This is a genomic window from Flagellimonas cixiensis, from assembly GCF_042134615.1.
Classification (GTDB): Bacteria; Bacteroidota; Bacteroidia; order Flavobacteriales; family Flavobacteriaceae; genus Flagellimonas; species Flagellimonas cixiensis.
In genome coordinates, this window is sequence record NZ_CP169639.1 from 1,545,437 (window position 1) to 1,564,731 (window position 19,295).

General features: G+C 40.8%; 18 protein-coding genes. 4 read left to right on the forward strand and 14 right to left on the reverse strand.

Annotated elements, in window-relative coordinates:
- The first annotated feature begins 12 nt into the window (after positions 1-12).
- The gene (locus tag ABT310_RS06860; protein WP_375326002.1) at positions 13-945 is read left to right on the forward strand and encodes a DUF3078 domain-containing protein; all 933 of its coding nucleotides are present in this window, start codon (positions 13-15) and stop codon (positions 943-945) included.
- 265 nt (positions 946-1,210) lie between these two features.
- On the opposite strand, the gene hflX is transcribed toward ABT310_RS06860, so the two are convergent.
- Positions 1,211-2,422 carry a GTPase HflX gene (gene hflX / locus ABT310_RS06865; RefSeq protein WP_375326003.1) on the reverse strand — a complete coding sequence of 404 codons (1,212 nt, stop codon included), beginning with the start codon at positions 2,420-2,422 and terminating at the stop codon, positions 1,211-1,213.
- A gap of 29 nt (positions 2,423-2,451) precedes the next feature.
- Between hflX and ABT310_RS06870 the strand changes: the two genes are divergently transcribed.
- The 3 genes from ABT310_RS06870 (at position 2,452) to ABT310_RS06880 (ending at position 7,693) form a co-directional block, all read left to right on the forward strand.
- Positions 2,452-2,586 carry a hypothetical protein gene (locus ABT310_RS06870; RefSeq protein WP_375326004.1) on the forward strand — a complete coding sequence of 45 codons (135 nt, stop codon included), beginning with the start codon at positions 2,452-2,454 and terminating at the stop codon, positions 2,584-2,586.
- Positions 2,570-5,314, forward strand: coding sequence for a M14 family zinc carboxypeptidase (locus ABT310_RS06875; protein WP_375326005.1), 2,745 nt, complete (start codon positions 2,570-2,572; stop codon positions 5,312-5,314). Before ABT310_RS06870 ends, ABT310_RS06875 begins: the two co-directional genes overlap by 17 nt.
- Before the next feature lie 183 nt (positions 5,315-5,497).
- On the forward strand, positions 5,498-7,693 hold the full coding sequence (locus ABT310_RS06880; protein WP_375326006.1) for a S8 family serine peptidase: 2,196 nt from the start codon (positions 5,498-5,500) through the stop codon (positions 7,691-7,693).
- Positions 7,694-7,902: 209 nt separating this feature from the next.
- On the opposite strand, the gene ABT310_RS06885 is transcribed toward ABT310_RS06880, so the two are convergent.
- From ABT310_RS06885 to hemA, 13 genes are all read right to left on the reverse strand, one after another.
- Complete coding sequence (locus tag ABT310_RS06885; RefSeq protein ID WP_375326007.1) at positions 7,903-8,616, reverse strand: 3'-5' exonuclease; 714 nt, start codon at positions 8,614-8,616, stop codon at positions 7,903-7,905.
- 9 nt (positions 8,617-8,625) lie between these two features.
- Entirely contained in the window at positions 8,626-9,096 is a 471-nt protein-coding gene (locus tag ABT310_RS06890) for a methylated-DNA--[protein]-cysteine S-methyltransferase (RefSeq protein WP_375326008.1), read from the reverse strand.
- Positions 9,096-10,217, reverse strand: coding sequence for a CNNM domain-containing protein (locus ABT310_RS06895; protein ID WP_375326009.1), 1,122 nt, complete (start codon positions 10,215-10,217; stop codon positions 9,096-9,098). The genes ABT310_RS06890 and ABT310_RS06895 overlap by 1 nt, the downstream gene beginning before the upstream one ends.
- A gap of 40 nt (positions 10,218-10,257) precedes the next feature.
- Positions 10,258-11,565 carry a serine hydrolase domain-containing protein gene (locus ABT310_RS06900; RefSeq protein ID WP_375326010.1) on the reverse strand — a complete coding sequence of 436 codons (1,308 nt, stop codon included), beginning with the start codon at positions 11,563-11,565 and terminating at the stop codon, positions 10,258-10,260.
- A gap of 16 nt (positions 11,566-11,581) precedes the next feature.
- Positions 11,582-12,571: a porphobilinogen synthase gene (gene hemB, locus ABT310_RS06905; protein WP_375326011.1), complete on the reverse strand. Its 990-nt coding sequence runs from the start codon at positions 12,569-12,571 to the stop codon at positions 11,582-11,584.
- A 43-nt stretch (positions 12,572-12,614) separates the two neighbouring features.
- Positions 12,615-12,980: a four helix bundle protein gene (locus ABT310_RS06910; protein ID WP_375326012.1), complete on the reverse strand. Its 366-nt coding sequence runs from the start codon at positions 12,978-12,980 to the stop codon at positions 12,615-12,617.
- Between the two features lie 39 nt (positions 12,981-13,019).
- On the reverse strand, positions 13,020-13,808 hold the full coding sequence (locus ABT310_RS06915) for a PhzF family phenazine biosynthesis protein (protein WP_375326013.1): 789 nt from the start codon (positions 13,806-13,808) through the stop codon (positions 13,020-13,022).
- A 28-nt stretch (positions 13,809-13,836) separates the two neighbouring features.
- A complete protein-coding gene (hemF, locus tag ABT310_RS06920) occupies positions 13,837-14,739 on the reverse strand; it encodes an oxygen-dependent coproporphyrinogen oxidase (protein WP_375326014.1) in 903 nt (300 codons plus the stop codon).
- The gene (locus ABT310_RS06925) at positions 14,736-15,173 is read right to left on the reverse strand and encodes a hypothetical protein (RefSeq protein WP_375326015.1); all 438 of its coding nucleotides are present in this window, start codon (positions 15,171-15,173) and stop codon (positions 14,736-14,738) included. The genes hemF and ABT310_RS06925 overlap by 4 nt, the downstream gene beginning before the upstream one ends.
- A gap of 50 nt (positions 15,174-15,223) precedes the next feature.
- A complete protein-coding gene (hemE, locus tag ABT310_RS06930) occupies positions 15,224-16,249 on the reverse strand; it encodes a uroporphyrinogen decarboxylase (RefSeq protein ID WP_375326016.1) in 1,026 nt (341 codons plus the stop codon).
- Between the two features lie 69 nt (positions 16,250-16,318).
- Entirely contained in the window at positions 16,319-16,990 is a 672-nt protein-coding gene (locus ABT310_RS06935; protein ID WP_375326017.1) for a uroporphyrinogen-III synthase, read from the reverse strand.
- Positions 16,968-17,894: a hydroxymethylbilane synthase gene (hemC, locus tag ABT310_RS06940; RefSeq protein ID WP_375326018.1), complete on the reverse strand. Its 927-nt coding sequence runs from the start codon at positions 17,892-17,894 to the stop codon at positions 16,968-16,970. The genes ABT310_RS06935 and hemC overlap by 23 nt, the downstream gene beginning before the upstream one ends.
- A complete protein-coding gene (hemA, locus tag ABT310_RS06945) occupies positions 17,891-19,147 on the reverse strand; it encodes a glutamyl-tRNA reductase (protein ID WP_375326019.1) in 1,257 nt (418 codons plus the stop codon). Before hemA ends, hemC begins: the two co-directional genes overlap by 4 nt.
- Positions 19,148-19,295: the final 148 nt, after the last annotated feature.

Below are 19,295 nucleotides of genomic sequence, written 5' to 3' on the forward strand. Positions count from 1 at the left end.
AAACTCCATACTATGAAAAAATTGCTTTTGGCCACCTTGGCCATTTTTGTGTGGTCTTTTGCCTCGGCACAGACCGAAGAAGAAATTAAAGCTGAAATGGGTCCGAAAAAAGATTCCATTGCCGCGATTCAAAAAAGGGTAGATGCATTACAAGCCCAATTGGATGCCCTTCCAGGTTGGAAAATAGGCGCTTTTGGAACCATTGGAGGCAGCCTTTCCCAGTTCAACAACTGGTTTTCGCAAGGCATCCCGAACAACTCATCAGGAAATATTGGTTTTACAGTAAATGCCTATGCCAATCTAAAAGAAGAAAAATACTTTTGGAGAAATGCGGCCAACCTTAACCTATCTTGGGTAAAGTTGGATGATAAGGATGATCCAAACGATGATGATGGCTTTAGACCAACAACAGATGTTTTCAATATTTCCTCGCTTTATGGTTGGAAATTGACAGAAAGCTTTGCGATTTCCGCTCTTGGGGAATACAGAACCACGATTTTGGATAACTTCAACGACCCTGGATACCTTGATTTGGGTGTTGGGGGTACATGGACTCCGATTCCAGATTTGGTGGTCGTGATTCATCCACTCAACTACAACTTTGTATTTAGTAGTGGGGATGACATCTTTGAGTCTTCCATGGGAGCCAAGATTGTAGCGGATTACACCAAGAAATTCGGAGACATCAGCTTTAAAAGTAACCTTTCCATGTTCCAAAGCTACAAGAGCAGTGATTATAGCAACTGGACATGGACGAACTCTTTTTCTTACACCCTTTGGAAAATGATTGGAGTAGGTTTCGATTTTGGTTTGAGAAGCAACAAACAGGAAACATTGAATTATGTGCTGAACAATGCTCCAACCCCAAATCCAGATGCTACGTTTGACAATATTGATAACGAATTACAAACCTATTGGACCCTTGGTTTGAGCTATAAGTTTTAAAGGACCGCTTTTACATATCACAAACAAAAAACGCCCTTCAATTGAAGGGCGTTTTTGTGGGGTGAAAAATATTTTCTAATGTTTTTAAGACCATGGCCAAAGTAGGTTAAGATCAACAAGATCGAGGTTGGACACTAAACGACTTAAAAACAATGTGAATGTAGGTCATCTGTGGTCTTTCCCTAAATTTTTGTTGTGAACCCTATTTAAAATGTGGTAAAACATTAGCAGGACAACATGTTATCGGAAAATGAGAACACTTTGTCTAGTACTCATCCAAATGCTCTGGATACAAAAAGTTGTTGTAAGGGAATCGGGTCACATGGATTTCACGAACAGCATCATAGACTTTCTTTCTAAAATCATCCATGTTTTCCTTATTCAATGCAGAAATAAAAAGGGCGTTGTCCCCAATTTTATTGAACCATGTCTTTTTCCATTCCTCTAAAGTGAAATGCGCCGTGGTTCGCTCCGTCACCAAATCATCATCTTCGATAATTTCCGGTTGGTACTGGTCAATTTTGTTGAAGACCATAATACAGGGTTTGCCCGAACTTTCAATTTCATTTAAGATTTGATTCACGGAAGCAATATGCTCCTCAAAATTGGGATGGGAAATATCGACCACATGCAACAACAAATCCGCTTCGCGAACCTCGTCCAAGGTGCTTTTAAAGCTTTCCACCAATTGAGTGGGCAATTTTCTAATGAATCCTACGGTATCACTCAACAAAAAGGGAAGGTTGCCGATCACTACCTTTCGAACGGTAGTGTCGAGGGTGGCAAAAAGCTTGTTCTCTGCGAATACATCACTTTTGCTGATTACATTCATTAAAGTGGATTTACCTACGTTGGTATATCCTACAAGAGCAACACGAACCAAGGCGCCGCGGTTTCCTCTTTGGGTTTCCATCTGACGATCGATCTTGGTCAACTTCTTTTTCAGCAAGGAAATACGATCACGAACTATACGTCTATCCGTTTCAATTTCCGTTTCACCGGGACCACGCATACCAATACCCCCTCGTTGACGCTCCAAGTGCGTCCAAAGACCTGTTAGTCTGGGCAATAAATACTCATATTGAGCCAATTCAACTTGGGTACGGGCATAACTGGTTTTTGCGCGTTGCGCAAAAATATCCAGAATCAAACCTGTTCTATCCAAGATCTTACAACGAAGAATTTTTTCGATATTGTTTTGTTGGGCAGGAGTAAGTTCGTCATCAAAAATAACCGAACCGATTTCATTTTCTTTCACATAGTGTTGCACCTCTTCCATCTTCCCGCTTCCGATATAAGTTTTGGGATTGGGCACATCAATGCGCTGCACAAATCGTTTCTCCACCTCCCCGCCGGCAGTGTAGGTTAAAAATTCCAATTCATCCAAGTACTCATTTACCTTGGTTTCATCTTGCGCTTGGTTGATGATACCAATGAGTACTGCCTTTTCATAATCTATGGACTTCTTTTCTAGCATTAAAAAGTATTAAAGTGCAAATCTACACAATGTTTTGCAAGCAAAAATCTGCTTTTGGTCATTTAAAGGTCGATGAACGCAGGAAAACTGTGTCTTTGGAACGGATTCTTTCCTATCTTGAAGCCAAATTCAACCTAACTCAAAACAATGCTCCTTTTACCTAACTCCCCAAAGAGAAAACCTAATGGTTTTTCCGCTTTGAAACTTCAATTTTTTTCCATTTTTAGTTTGATGTGTCTTGGACTTCAGGCTCAAAATTCAAACATACCAAAACCAGAAGATGTTATTGGTTTTGAAGTGGGTTCCGATTTTCATTTGGCCACTTACGAACAATCCATCGAATATTTTAAAAAATTGGATGCTGCCAGTGATTTGGTAGAGATGCGAGAAACTGGAAAAACATCCGAAGGGAGAACTTGGTATTATGTATTGATTTCTTCCAAGGAAAACTTGGCCAAGATGGATCACTACAAAGAAATTTCCCAAAAGTTGGCCCATCCCAAAGGGTTGAGTAGGGAAGAAGCCCAAAAACTAGCGGAAGAAGGTAAGGCCATTGTTGATTTAAGTGGCGGATTGCACGCTTCCGAAGTGGCTGGTGCGCAACATATTATTACTTTGGCTCACCAAATAGTAAGTGAGGCTGATACCAAAAAGTTTAAGCCCATTTTGGATGATGTGATTTTGGTGTTGTGGCCCTCATTGAATCCTGATGGTCAAGATATCATTGTTAATTGGTATATGTCCAATGTGGGAACGGCTTATGAAACGGCAAGAACCCCTTGGTTGTATCAAAAATATGTAGGACACGATAACAATAGGGATGCCTACATGCTCAATATGTTGGAATCTCGTGTGGTAGGAAGAACTTGGCGTGAATGGGAGCCGAATGTGATTCATGTACACCATCAGTCCTCACCATTCCCGACCCGCATTTGGTTGCCACCTTTTGCAGAACCTATTGCACCGCAAACGCCACCCATTGTTGCCCGTGAGGTGAACATGATTGGAATGGCCATGGCTCAAGAATTGGAAACGGAAGGTTTACCAGGGGCGGTTCACATGGGAAAGGGTTTTGATGCTTGGTATCCTGGGTACATTGATTACCTGCCCGCTATGCAGAACATCCCATCTTTTTGGACAGAAACGGCATTGTACCGATATGCAACCCCCTATTTTTATACCATAAGGGATTTTCCTGAAAGTAGAAGGGATTTACGAGTGGAGTCACTTTACAATAGTCCTTGGAAAGGGGGTTGGTGGCGTTTGAGTGATGCCATGAAGTACATGCAAACTGCTTCTATTGCCGTGTTGGATTATTCTGCCAAGTACAAGGAAACTTTGCTTTTCAACAAATATCAAGCAGCAATTACCACTATAGAAAAATACAAGAATGAGGCACCATATGCCTACATTATTCCTCAAAAGCAACGCGACCCTGTTCGACCTGTTGAATTGTTGAAGCGTTTGGCTTTCAATGGAGTTGAAATTTCGCAATTGGACAAGCCCATGGCGTATTCAGGAGTAACATATCCAAAAGGAACTTGGGTAATTCCGATGGACCAAGAATTTGCGGAAATGGCGAGACAGGTTTTGGATGTACAGGTGTATCCAGATCTAAGGGAATCTCCGGATGGACCGTTGGAACAGCCTTACGATGCTGCAGGGTGGACATTGCCTTTTCAGATGGAAGTAAATGTGGTAACTGGAATGGTGCCTTTGTCAGACGATTTCAGAGCTGCACTAAAGCCTGTGGAGGGAACACCGTTGGAAACTACCGATGATGAACCCGAAGATTTAAACAAGATTGATTTTGCCCCTGGGGCCGGTTTTGATACCGATGCCACTGCTGCAGGAATTAAACCACTGCCTGGCACTTTGAAAGGCGGAGGAAACACACTTTGGTTAGATCCAATTGAAAATAATATTTTCCGTGTATTGGCCGAAGCCTCAAAATCCAATGGAATGTCAGTAGTGTATGATGCCAAGACCAAAAAATATGGAGTGCAGGGTGCAAGTACTGCAAAGAAACAACAATGGGTAAGAGATTATGCCATTAATGGCGTTCAAAGTTCTGGCTCTGGGTCCGCAAAAGTGAAAACTCGAATCGGTGTGTACCGTCCGTGGACGGCCAGTATGGATATGGGTTGGACCCGCTGGTTATTGGATAATTTTGGTTTTGAATATGCTTCGCTTCGAGATACCGATTTTAGATCAGGGAACTTAAAAGACCGTTTCGATGTAATTGTTTTGGCATCTGAATGGCCAGGTTCTATAGAAAATGGAATTGAACCAGGTTCTGCACCTCCTCAATATACGGGCGGATTGGGCGAACTAGGCGCCAGAAACTTAAACAACTTTGTGGAAGAAGGGGGAACCCTTGTAAGCTTGAACCGCAGCTCTGATTATGCCATAAAAGCGTTGCATTTACCAGTTACCAATGTGGTGGATAAAGTGAGCAGGGCCAAATTCTTTACGGGAGGGTCAATCGTGCAGGTTAACACCAATCCAAGTCACCCTGTAATGGCGGGAATGATGGATAAAGCCAATGTATTTGTCTACAACAGCCCTGTTTTTGCAACCGCTGATGGCTTTGAAGGTGAAGTATTGGCCAAATATCAAGACAATGGCTCTCCATTAATGTCCGGGTATTTGGTAGGGGAAAGTTACATGAACGGAAAAGCGGCAGCATTGGATGTAAAGCATGGTAAAGGACATGTGTTGTTGTTTGGATTTCAACCACAATGGCGTGGTCAACCCATGGGAACCTATCGAACACTTTTTAATGCTTTGCTGTTCGGAAATGATATGCCTAACATGAAAAGAGAGGTGTTGGAACCATGGGAAAGTGTTCCGGTAACTCTTCCTGAAACTTCTGAATCCGGAGAGGAGTAACAATGGTTTTAAGGATTTTGGACTACAAATAACAAGTAAGAAAAAAATACACCACATAAAAGTGAATTTTCACAACAGATTGATAAATATCAAGGTGCATTTCATCGAATAAACTAGGAATTTTATCGATACATCTTACATCTCCTAATATCTTAGTAGTCCAAATCTTACCTAAACTTGATTATGGATTACAGATTGTCTACAGGGGCTAAAAGATTGATCTTCTCCATCTTACTTTCTACAATGGGCTTGTTCTCTGGAATGAGTCAGGCAACCAATGCCAAAGAAGCTATTCGTTCTTCCTACAACAATGGCAAAATGATTTCGATTATTTCTGAATTGGAATCAGAATATGAAATCACCAACAAAAGAATCGCAGAATTACTTACATCCAAAGGAATAAAGGCAAATGATAAATCTCTAAATGGAGCAGATATTGCCCTTAAAGATGTAGGAACCGATGGCACACCGATATATTACACAACATTAAATGATCCTGCCTCTCAAACTTCGAGAGCATATACTTTGTATGATAATGGACTTTTAAACCTTGGACTAACAGGTACTGGAATGAATGTTGGTGTTTGGGACTCTGGTACAGCCTTAACATCCCATCAAGAATTTGATACTAGAGCTTCCAATGCAGATGGTTCTGATGAGGTTAGTCTACATTCCACTTTGGTAACAGGAAATATTATTTCATCTGGAGTTGAACCCAATGCCCAAGGAGTTGCCTACGGAGCCAAAGCGCAAACCTACGATTGGTCCCGAGATAAAATTGAAGTGGCTGAAGCAGCCGCCAATGGCATGTTGTTGAGCAACCATTCCTATGGAATTTTATCGGATCGCGTTCCAGATTGGTATTTTGGAGCCTATATTAAGGTGGCGCAAGATTGGGATAGAATCATGTACAATGCCCCTTACTATTTAATGGTAACGGCAGCGGGGAATGCACAAAATTCTTACGACAACGCTACGCCCAATTTTGGAAAAACCGCCGATGGCTTTGATTTGTTGTTGGGCTTTACCGTGGCTAAAAATGGATTGACCATTGCGGGAGCTGATACTGAAATCGACCAAAATGGGGAATTAACAAAGGCTTCTGTGGCTGGTTACAGTAGTTTTGGGCCTGTTGATGATGGTCGAATCAAACCAGATTTAGCTGGGGATGGAACCAATATTTTATCTACCAGTTCCGTAACCAATACTAGTTATCAAGTTTCTGCAGGAACTTCCATGGCGGCACCAGGAATTACGGGTTCATTATTATTGCTGCAACAATATCACGAAGAGCTTTTTGGCAACTATATGAAAGCGGCCACCTTAAAAGGACTTGCCCTTCATACTGCGGATGATGTAGGAGCTAAGGGCCCTGATTACAAAATGGGTTGGGGGGTTATGAATGCCAAGGCTGCTGCAAAGGTACTTCAAAATAAAGATTATACGACGTTGATCAATGAAGAAAGCTTGACCAATGGCAATTCATATTCTATTACAGTTACAGCGGATGGAAATGGCCCTTTGATGGCTTCCATTTCTTGGACAGATCCTGAATCTGCTATCATCAACCGAGGAGATCTAAATAGTGCAACTGCTGCTTTAATGAACGATTTGGATATTAGAATTACCAAAGGTGGTGAAACGTATTTGCCTTGGAAATTAAATCCAGCCAGAGCCATCGATGCCGCAACAACTGGGGATAATAAAGTGGATCCTTTTGAACGTATCGACGTTGCCAATGCTTCTGGTGAATATACCATTACCGTTTCCCACAAAGGAAGTTTGACCAATGGGGCTCAAGACTTCTCTTTGATCGTTTCAGGAGCACAAATTTCAGCTTGTTCGGTTGAAGTGCCAACTGGGTTGGATGTTTTGGATTCCTCAGAGGATGTAACCAACATCTCTTGGGATGGTGCTGGTGAAACTTTATATGAAGTGCAATATAAAAGCATAGATGCTAAAGATTGGACCAATGAAATGCTTTGGGAAAGTGAATTTACCTTGACCAATTTGGAAGAGGGTAAGGTGTATGAAGCTCGAGTTCGTTCCATTTGTACAGAAAATGCTGTTTCCGAGTTTTCAGAGATTTTGGAGTTTGAATTTAATGGGGAAGAAACCCAAATCATGGAGAATACGCCTTTAATCATTCCTCAAGAGTTGAACATTTCTGTGTATCCCAATCCAGCAGTGAGTTATTTAAATGTAGAGGCAAAACTTTCCAAGGATGCGCAATATTCAATTGTAACCACCTCTGGTAATGTCATCAAAAAGGGGAAAACACAGGGTTCCATCAATGTATCTGCTTTAGCTTCTGGTCTATATGTTTTGGTAGTTCAGGACTACGCTGGGATAAAGAGTACGAAGTTTTATAAAAACTAACTACAGTTGTCAATTTGCAATAAACAATGACCAATTGATATGTATCGATGGAAATGGCATTCGTGTAAATTCGTGAAATTCGAGTCATAGAAATTAAGAATAGATTTTCGCTTTCCTTCGACAACCTGCCAACCGCAGGCGGGCGCTCAGACATCAGCTCAGAATGACAGTTATTCTTAATCCTTAACCATTCCCCTTTTACCTAAAAATTAGACCTTTTTTATCTCATCATCCGCTAAAAGCTCCTCATTTCGCATTTTCAAAAATACTTGCGCCGTAGTAACCACATCCAATTCGCAGTAGTTTACAATTCTATCCAAGTCGTTTTCTACATAAAAAACATCCTTTACCATGCTGCCATCCATGTCTTCTTTGGGAGAGGGGATGCCCAGAATGTGAGCCAATAATTTTAGCGAAGTAAAGTGCTTGTAATCCCCAAATTTCCAAAGTTCCATGGTGTCCAAATGTGGTACTTCCCATGGCTTTTTTCCGAACAGGTCCAGTTTGTAGGGTAGATTGATCCCATGGATGACCATTCTGCGTGCGATGTAGGGAAAATCGAACTCTTTTCCATTATGGGCACACAATAAGTGTTTGGCCTGACTAAAATGGTCTGCAAGTAGCTGTTTGAAATCCTTTAATATTTTGATTTCTTCTCCATAAAATGAAGTCACTCTAAAATTGCGGTTTTCGCCTTTAAGCGTAAAATAGCCCACAGAGATACAAACGATTTTTCCGAATTCGGCCCAAATGCCTGCTCGGTCATAAAACTCTTCGGGGGTAAATTCATCTTTGCGCTGGTATTGCGTTTTTTGCTCCCATAAGGCTTGAACGGTTTCGTCCAACTCGGTGAAATGTTGTTTTTGGGGTACGGTCTCGATATCCAAAAAAAGGATATGCTCCAGGTTAAGTTTATATAGCATGGTAAAAATTTAAAAAAGAGACGTCTGCTTGGCAGGGCTCTCGTGTTCCAATAACCATTTTTTTCTATGCAGTCCACCCGCATAGCCTGTGAGGTCTCCGTTGGTCCCTATGACACGGTGACAAGGAACAACAATCCAAAGTGGATTTTTGCCATTGGCCGAGGCTACTGCACGAATGGCTTTTACGTCACCGAGTTGTTTGGAAAGTTCTAAATAAGAAATGGTTTTTCCAAAAGGTATTTTTAAAAGGGCGTTCCAAACCTTCTTTTGAAAATCGGTGCCCTCTGGGTTTAATTTGAGGTCGAAATTTATTCTGTCACCTTCAAAATATTCTTGAAATTGAGTAACGGCATCTTTTAAGACGTCAGGAATTATACCGATAGGTTTATTTTTATCCAAAACAGTAATGGAAGCAAGTCCATTTTCATCTCCTTTGAACTCTGTAATTCCTATAGGTGTTTGTAAATAAGCAATTTCCATTACTCTATTTCACTTTCATCTTCAATAATTCCTAAACGCTGTGCACGTTGGTGCCAGTTCTTTCTCGCGAGGGATTGGAGGTCTTCCACGTTGTCACTTTCATCCATAATTTCCAATCCAAGCAGCGTTTCGATCACATCCTCCATGGTCACCAAGCCACTGACCGATCCATATTCATCCACAACCAAAGAAACGTGTTCCCGCTGCTTCACAAATTTATCGAACAACTCTGGAATGGGCTTTGTCCTGCTTGTGACCAAAATTTCACGTTTAAGTTCAGAAAGCGTTTTACTGCCCTTTTTATTGATAATGGCCTCCATGAGTTCATCTTTAAGGAAAAAGCCCGTGATATTGTCCATACGGTCCTTATAGAGGGGTATTCTGGAGAACCGTAAGGGCCGATTGGCATCAAAAAACTCTTTGATGGTCATATCTTCCGATGCAATTTTCATCACTGTGCGTGGAGTCATTACGTCTTTGGCCAATATTTCATCAAACTTTAGCAGGTTCTTTATCACTTTAGATTCTGATTCTTGGAACACACCTTCTTCATGGGCAATATCCGTCATGGCGGTAAAATCTTCGCGACTCAACACGCTGCCATGTTCTCCTTTTGCACCAATGAGTTTGGTAAACAATTGCAGAATCCACAAAAGCCCCGTCCATTTAAGCGCAAATACCATTATAGTAAGTGCTTTGCCGGTAAAATTGGCCAGTTGCTTCCAATAGGTGGCTCCAATGGTTTTGGGAATAATTTCCGAAGCGACCAAAATTAAAATGGTCATAATAGTTGAAACAATTCCGACCATGAGGTCTTCGGTAAGTTTAAAACCAAGAATACTGCGTTCTGTTGTGCCGTACATTTCAGCATAGGCTACCTTGGCTTGTACCCCAACTAAAATAGCACCCACCGTATGCGCCACAGTATTTAACGTAAGGATAGCAATTAAAGGTTTGTCCACATCCTTTTTAAGGTTTTCCAATGTAGCGGCATATTCTTTTCCTTCTTGCTTTTTTACATTGATGAAAGTTGGGGTAATGCTCAGCAAAACCGCTTCCAAAATGGAGCATAAGAATGAAAAGAAAATGGAAATAAGGGCGTAAAAAATGAGTAATCCCATGAGTTGGCAGAATCTTTAGTACCAAGATAGGCAATAGGAATTAATTTTGAATGTTTAATCCATCCGCTTTATAAAAAACATCTTGCAAAGCTTGTCGAATGTCCAACCTATATAAATTTCGATGGTCTCGAGTGGGGTAAACTCGATTGGACAGGAAGATAAAGGTCAGTTTTTTAACTGGGTCTGCCCAAACAAAGGTGCCCGTAAACCCTGAATGACCAAAACTTTCCGCTGATGCCAAGGGTGATGGATAAGCTTCTTCCAAAGGTAATTCTGAATTGTTCAATAAAGGTTTGTCAAATCCTAATCCTCTATAATTATCATTTTCGGGATATTGAACTCTAGTGAATTCTTTTACTGTTTCGGCTGAAATGAGTTGTTTGCCATCCACATTCCCATAATTTTGGTAGAACAACATGAGTTTGGCAAGGTCATCTGCTGTTCCAAATAAACCTGCATTCCCAGAAACCCCACCTTTTAGTGAAGCATTTTCATCGTGTACCCAACCTTTCACCAACGATTTTCGAAATAGGGTATCCATTTCAGTAGGCACGATATTATTTACGAAATGATTTTCTTCAGGAAGATATCCCAACGTATGGCACCCTAAAGGGAGATAAAAATTTTCTTCTAAATAGCTTTGATAATCTGTCCCAGTTAGTTGTTCAATCAGGCGTGGAAAAATAAGGAATGTAAGTCCAGAATATTTGTATTTTTTCTCTGCTGAAACTTTGGACCGATTGATGATTCGGTTCATTTTTCGCTCAAAACGATTGTTGATGTATAAGTTTTCATACACCTGTCCTTGAAACTTTTCATCCGGTGAAGTATGAACAAAACGCTTTTTGAGTTTCCCATTTTTCCGAAGCACCTTTTGTATAAAAACAATATAGGGAACCAAGCCTGCTTGATGGGCCAAAATCTCGCGTAGCGTTAGGTCTTTTTTGTCCTTTTTATGTTGCCAAGGCTCCCAATACGTACTGAAAGGTTGGTTCAAATCCAGTTTACCTTCGTCCACCAATTTCATCAAGGCAGGCAATGGTCCTGATATTTTCGTTACGGAGGCCAAATCATACAAATCGTTCAACGCGACGGGTTGAATACTGTCGTAGGTGTGGAAACCGTATGCTTTATGGAAAATTACCGTATCGTTTTTGGCCACCAAAAGTTGTGCGCCCGGAAATGCCAAACTATCAATGCCTATTTCCATAATGGAATCCACTTTTTGGTTGATGAAATCTTCATCAAAACCCAATTTCGAGGGGTAGGCATGGATGAGTTCGCGTTGGGCAAATCCTATATGCGTCACTAAAGTGATGAGGAAAAACGAAACAGCTAGTTTTTTCATTTAGATTGAGGTTGGGTTACCCCAAAGTACGGATAAAATCTTTCGCAAAATAACTTGCAATAATGTCGGCGCCAGCTCTCTTTATGGCTGTCAATTGTTCGAGCATTACCGCATCATGGTCTAACCAGCCTTTTTCAGCAGCAGCTTTTACCATGGCATACTCTCCAGAAACTTGATACACCGCCACGGGAACGTCCACATCATTTCGTATTTCTCGAACAATATCCAAATAACACAAACCTGGTTTTACCATAACAATATCGGCACCTTCGTCGATGTCCATTTGGGTCTCACGAATGGCTTCATACCGATTGGCATAATCCATTTGATAGGTTTTCTTGTCCTTGGGGACATTGGCAATATCCACAGGAGCGGAATCCAATGCATCACGGAAAGGTCCGTAAAAAGCACTTGCATATTTGGCGGAATAAGCCATAATTCCTGTGTCGGTAAAGCCTTCATCTTCCAGAGCTTCACGTATGGTCAAGATTCGACCATCCATCATATCGCTGGGCGCAACAAAATCGGCACCGGCTTTTGCATGGGAAACACTCATTTCGGCCAAAAGCTCAGTAGTTTCATCATTCAAAATCATACCCTCGGCAACAATACCATCATGGCCATAAGATGAAAATGGATCCAATGCCACGTCTGTCATCACCAACATTTGTGGGCAGGCATTTTTAACGGTTTTTATGGCTCGTTGCATCAAGCCATTAGGGTTTAGTGCCTCAGTTCCCTTGTTGTCTTTTAGTTTATCATCAACTTTTACGAATAGAAGCACAGAGCACAGTCCCATCTTCCAAAGCTCTTTCACCTCTTTTTCAAGATTGTCCAAACTCAATCGAAAATAGTTGGGCATGGACGGAATTTCTTCTTTGATTCCTTTTCCTTCAGTAACGAATAAAGGCACCAAAAAGTCATCTGGGGTCAAAGTGGTTTCCCGAACCAATCTTCTAATGGATTCGGAGGCACGAAGTCTTCTATTTCTTATTAATGGGTACATGTTTTAGTTTTAAGTTATAAGCGCTCAGCTATAAGCTAATAGCTTAAGTATTTATTGATGTTTTTATAGTATTGATTAGAGATGCAAGCATCTTTTTGATTTCGTCTATTTCTGAAATGATGCCTTTAGAAGTTTCGGATTCAATATATCCCAAGTCAGAAGCTAAAAGCAATAAATAATCCAATTCATGAGCAGAGCCTGAAGCGATATACAAAAATCGAATAAATTCTTTTTGGGTTTCTCTTCCACATCCTTCGGCGATATTGGTTGGAATCGAAACTGAAGCTCTATTCATTTGAGAAATGAGATTGTACTGTTCAGATTTTGGAAAACCTTTTGTTAATCCATAAACATTAAGCACAAGTTCATGTGATTTTTCCCAAACCTTGTAATTCTTATAATTTCCCATAGCTTAGAGCTTATTACTTAATGCTTAAAGCAATTCTAATCAAATGTCGATTTCACCTGTTAGATAAAGTACCGCTTTCCCTGAAATTTTCACACGGTCACCCAACATTTCGCAAACAAGCTCACCTCCTCTTTTGGAAAGTTGTTTGGCTGTCATTTTCGTTTTGTCCAATTCCTTTGACCAATAGGGAGTCATTGAGGTATGGGCTGAACCTGTTACTGGATCTTCTGGGATACCACAGGACGGAGCAAAAAAGCGGGATACAAAATCGACTTCAGTTCCAGGTGCGGTAACAATAACACCTCTGGCATCCACTTGATCTAAAAGGAAAAAATTGGGAGCAAGTTCTTCAATTTCCTTTTGGGAATTATACACCAACATATAGTCTGTTTTCCCTTTAAAAGTTTTGATAGGTGCTTTTCCCAAAGCTTGGTCTATATCATCAATATTTTTGATGGCAACAAGCGTATCAGCAGGAAAATCCATGGTTAACCAATTGTTGTCGGCCTTGTTCACGAATAAATCACCACTTCTGCCTGAATAAAACTGAATGGTATTTTTTTCGAGTTCGTAATAATGAAATATTACGTAAGCAGTAGCTAAGGTAGCATGACCGCAGAGATCCACTTCCACTTCAGGAGTGAACCATCGTATTTCGTAGATATCTTCACGTTTAACCGCAAAGGCAGTTTCGGCCAAATGATTTTCTTGCGCAATTTTCTGCATCAATTCTGGACTCAACCATGAATCCAAAATACAAACTGCGGCAGGGTTTCCGCCAAAAGTTTGGGTTGTGAATGCATCTATTTGGTAAATTTTCTGTCTCATAGCTTAGTTTTCAATGTAAAACTACAGATTAAACCCATTCCTTTGGGCTTTGAAGCACTTCTATCAATTGCGCTTCCACACTACCTTTATCTGGATGATGGTCGTAACGCCATTGCACATGTGGAGGCAAACTCATCAAAATACTTTCGATTCGACCATTGGTTCGCAAACCGAAAAGGGTTCCTTTGTCGTGAACCAAATTGAACTCCACATAGCGTCCTCGTCTAATTTCTTGCCAATCGCGTTGATCTTGTGAATAGGGCAAATCTTTTCTTTTTTCCACAATCGGTGCATATGCTTCCAAAAAGCTATCCCCAACTTCCGTCACAAAATTGTACCAATCTTCCATACTGGTTTCTTCCGTTGCTTTGCAATAATCGAAGAATAATCCTCCAACCCCTCGTGCTTCATTGCGGTGGGCATTCCAGAAGTATTCGTCGCATTTCTTTTTATAATTCGGATAAAATTCTGGATTGTGGGCATCACAGGCTTTTTTACAAACAAAATGAAAATGTGCCGCATCTTCCTCGAACAAATAATAGGGGGTAAGGTCTTGTCCGCCACCAAACCATTGATCTGCGATGTTACCTTCCTTATCATACATTTCAAAATAGCGCCAATTGGCATGCACAGTGGGTACCATTGGATTTTTTGGATGTAGCACCAAACTCAATCCGCAGGCAAAGAAATCCACATCTTCCACCCCAAAATAGTTTTGCATGCTTTTGGGCAATGGACCGTGGACTTTTGAAATATTTACGCCTCCTTTTTCAAAAACTGACCCATTTTCAATAACACGGGTTCTACCACCACCACCTTCTTCGCGTTCCCATAAATCCTGTTGAAACTTGGCTGTGCCGTCCAATTTTTCCAAGTTTGAGGTAATGGTATCTTGTAATTGTTGAATGTATGTGTAGAATTTATCTTTCATTGTTCTAAAATATGTACCATTCGGTTTTTGTGTTCTGAAAGCACTGAATTTTCATCAATTTTGGTGGATTCCTGAGCCATTTGCTTCAATAACTCAACTATTTCCTTCTCAGATTTGTCATGTTGTTGCTCAAAAATGAAGCGGCCGACCTCGTTGTTGTGTAAATCCATCGCCTTGGGCAGTTCTTTATTCGGAAATGAATCCTCGTGCCAATCCGTTACTTTTTTCGCCCAGTTCAAAACTGCTTCTTCATTCTTTTGCCATTGAAAACACCTTTTGGCAATCAAATAATTCCAAAAAGCATGTCTGAAAGCATTGGCAGGTCCATTTTTATGGTGCAGTTTGCCGTAATACTTCGTCGAAATAGAAATACAATCCTTAGTGGCCTTTATGGTCGGCAGTATAAAGTGAGGTCGCCTCAATCCAATAAACACACCTTTCAGTATATTTTTAAAATCTACCCGCTTTAAAACTGCAAACAGGTTCACTCCTTATATTCTTTTACCGCATCTATAAATGCCTTGGCGTTTTCCAAAGGAATATGAGGTAAAATACCATGTCCAAGGTTTACAATGTACTTATCCTTTCCAAAATCACGAATCATTTGCGTTACCATTGCCTTGATGGTTGATGGAGGTGAAAGCAACCGTGCAGGGTCAAAATTCCCTTGAAGCGTAATGTTTCCACCTGTTAAATATCTAGCATTTTGAGCGGAACACGTCCAATCCACACCAACAGCAGATGCTCCTGAGTTGGCCATTTCTTTTAAAGCGAACCAGCATCCTTTTCCAAAAACAATCACGGGTGCCTCATCTTTAAGCGCATCCACAATTTGCTGAATGTATTTCCATGAAAATTCTTGATAATCCGTTGGGGACAACATGCCACCCCACGAATCGAATACTTGAACTGCATTTACCCCAGCCTTCACTTTTGCTTTAAGGTAGGCGATAGTAGTATCTGTAATTTTTTGTAGCAATGCATGGGCCGCTTCGGGTTGGGTAAAACAAAAACCTCGGGCCTTGTCAAAACTCTTGCTGCCCTGACCTTCCACACAATAACAAAGAATGGTCCAAGGCGAACCAGCGAACCCGATCAATGGAATTTCATCGTTCAGTTTTTCTTTGGTCATTTTTATGGCATCCATCACATAACCTAGAGTATCTTGAATATCTGGAACAATTACTTTGTCTAAATCTTCTTTAGAACGAATCGGATTGGGCAGGTAAGGACCAAAGTTAGGCTTCATCTCCACCTCGATGTCCATCGCTTGTGGAATCACCAAAATATCACTGAACAAAATGGCGGCATCCATGCCGTAACGGCGAATGGGTTGCACGGTAATTTCCGAAGCCAATTCTGGGGTCTGGCAACGGGTGAAGAAATCGTATTTTTTACGGAGTTCCATAAACTCGGGCAAGTAGCGCCCTGCTTGTCGCATCATCCAAACGGGCGGACGGTCAACAGTTTCACCTTTTAAAGCCTTTAGGAACAAGTCGTTTTTTATCATAAATTTTAATTTGTCATTCCTACTTAGGCAGGAATCTTATTTAGATGGTGCGGGGGACTTCGACTACGCTCAGTCCCCCATTTTGATTGATAATTCTTTTATCGCCTGGACCAACACATTTTCGACGGTGGGTTTATTGGCAATGATAATATTTTTCGAATGCTTTTTAGCTTCATTAGCTGTGGTATCTCCAATACAGAACAATGTGCTATTGCCCATGGTGTTTTCCAATAGATAGCTTCGGATACCACTAGGGCTAAAGAACAGAATCCCGTCAAAATTCCTTTGAAATGCTTTTGAATTCAGCTCAGTGCGATATATTTCCAGTTCTTTAAACTGAATGTTGTTTTTTGTCAATACATCAGGAAGTTCATCCCTTCTTTTATTGCCACATAAAAACAAAAACTTCTCGTTTTTATGGTTTTTTACGATGTTTTTACCCAATTCTGAAGCATTTTCGGCCATTTCAACAACTTTAAAACCATTTTGCTCCAAAAGCGTCTTGGTCTTTTCCCCCACACAAAAGGTATTGAATTTGGACACATCGGATTCTTTTAATTGATTTAAAAATGCTATTAAGGCATTTTTACTAGTGAAAATATAGTTGTTGTAATCCAATGGGATTTCTACGTTTAAGAAATCAATTTTTAGGGCGTCGAACTCCACCAATCCCAAACCAGAATTTAGGAACAATTCTTTCTGCGAAGGGGTTAATATTTTAGTGGAGAGCACTGTTTTCATTTCTGATTTCTTGCATCAATTTATCACCGCCTTTTTGCAAGACTTCTTCTGCACAAGTTTTGCCCAGCCCTTTTGCATCAGAAAGTCTCACTTCTTTTTTGATGTCGATTTTCTGTTTTCCATCCAAGGAAAAAACCACACCTTCAAAATATACTTTTTGATCTTTAATTTGTGCCAAAGCTCCAATAGGGGCGGTACAACCGCCTTCCAAGGTGCGCAAAAATTCACGTTCTATGGTCGTGGCAATCTCGGTCTCCGAATGGTTGAGCTTAGCCAAGGCTTCTCTGGTAAATTCATCCTCCTCTTTGGCTACAACCAACATGGCACCTTGAGCAGGAGCGGGAATCATCCAATCCAATTGAATGGCATCTTTGGGCAATAATTTGATTCTTTCCAATCCTGCCTGGGCAAAAATGGCACCCTGCCAATCGTTTTCAATCAACTTGATCAGTCGGGTGTTCACATTTCCTCGTAGATCCACAACCTGATGGTTGGGGTATTTGTTCAACCATTGTGCTTTTCTTCGCAAGCTACCTGTGGCAATGGTCGAGGGTTGGTCTGATTCTAAAAATTCAGACCCTTTGTGCACCAAAATATCGTGGGTAATGGCTCTTTCCAAAACGGCAACTTGCACAATACCTTTTGGTAATTGGGTGGGCACATCTTTCATGGAGTGCACTGCAATATCAATTTGGCCTTTTAAAAGGGCAACGTCCAATGTTTTAGTGAAAATTCCGGTAACGCCCAATTCGTACAATGGTTTGTCTAGAACTTGGTCTCCTATTGATTTTGTTGGAATCAAAGTGGTGTCATAACCAAGATCCTCCAGCTTTTGTTGTACGGTAGTGGCTTGCCACAGTGCCAATTCACTGTCGCGTGTTCCTATTCGGATGATTTTGCTCATTTGGAATGGGGTTCTAGCTGAAAGACTTTTTGAATGAGTTCCAAGCTATCCTCGGTATCCACTTCCGAACTCTTTAGGTGATTGGCAAATTGCTTGGTGATTTTTTGAATGATGCGGTCGGAGATGATTTCAGCTTGATTTTGGTCAAAACCTTCAATCTTCTTGGTTTGAAAGTCGATTTCCTCCACCTTCATGGTGTTCAATTTTTCCTTTAAAGCATTGATCACAGGTGCAAATTTTCTAGTTTCCAACCATTTAAGGAACTCTTTTTTCACCTTTTCATTTATAGCTTCGGCTTTAGGAACATATTCTTTTCTTTTGGCCAAGGTTTCATCCGTAATCTGGGAAAGTTGATCTAAGTGAATCACGGTCACATTATCCAAATCCTTTACATCGTCTGAAACATTCTTGGGAACGGAGAGGTCCAAAATCAACAATGGTTTTTTAGGGTAGATCAAAGCTTTGGAAACCGTAGGTAATTGAGCACCGGTGGCCACCACTAAAATGTCCGCTTTTCGAATTTCGGATTGCAAATCACCATAATCTTTTACCGTAAGTTTGAACTTTCCGGCAATGTCTTCTGCCTTTTCACGAGTTCTATTGATCAGGGTGATATGTGAATTGTTGGAATGTTTCACCAAATTTTCACAGGTGTTCCTTCCGATTTTACCCGTTCCGAACAACAAAATGTTCTTTTCGGAAATATCAGGAACATTATCCAAAATATATTTTACGGAGGCAAAAGCAACGGAAGTTGCTCCAGAAGAGAGCTCGGTTTCGTTTTTGATTCGTTTACTGGCCTGAATCACAGAATTGCACAAACGCTCTAAGAACGGATTGGCCATATCTTGCTTTTTGGCTCTATAAAACCCTTGTTTAATTTGACTGATGATTTCAAAATCACCCAAAATTTGGCTGTCAAGACCGGTTCCGACCTTGAACATGTGCGAAATAGCATCGTGGTTTTTATACACATAGGCCACTTCTTGAAATTCTTCAACGGTGCCTTGGGTTTGGTCACAAAGTAGTTTAATGAGTTGGTAAGGGTGCTGTGCAAATCCGTAGAGTTCGGTACGGTTACAAGTAGATATGGCTAAAAGCCCATCCACCCCAATTTCCTTTGCCTTGTCCATTATATGGTCAATGCCCGGAACATCCAGACTGAACTTTCCTCTAACCTCTGCATCTGCCTTCTTGTAACTTAACCCGATGGCGTAGAAGGAATTATGTTTTGAAATATGGTAGTTCCTCATAAAGGATTGTAATCGCGACACAAAAGTAACAGGCTTAACTATTAAAAAATAACGCTAGCGGTACTATAAATATCACCATTTGTAATTTCAATATAAAAATTGGGTTAAATTCGCCCTAGGCATTGATTTTATTGATAAATTAGATGGT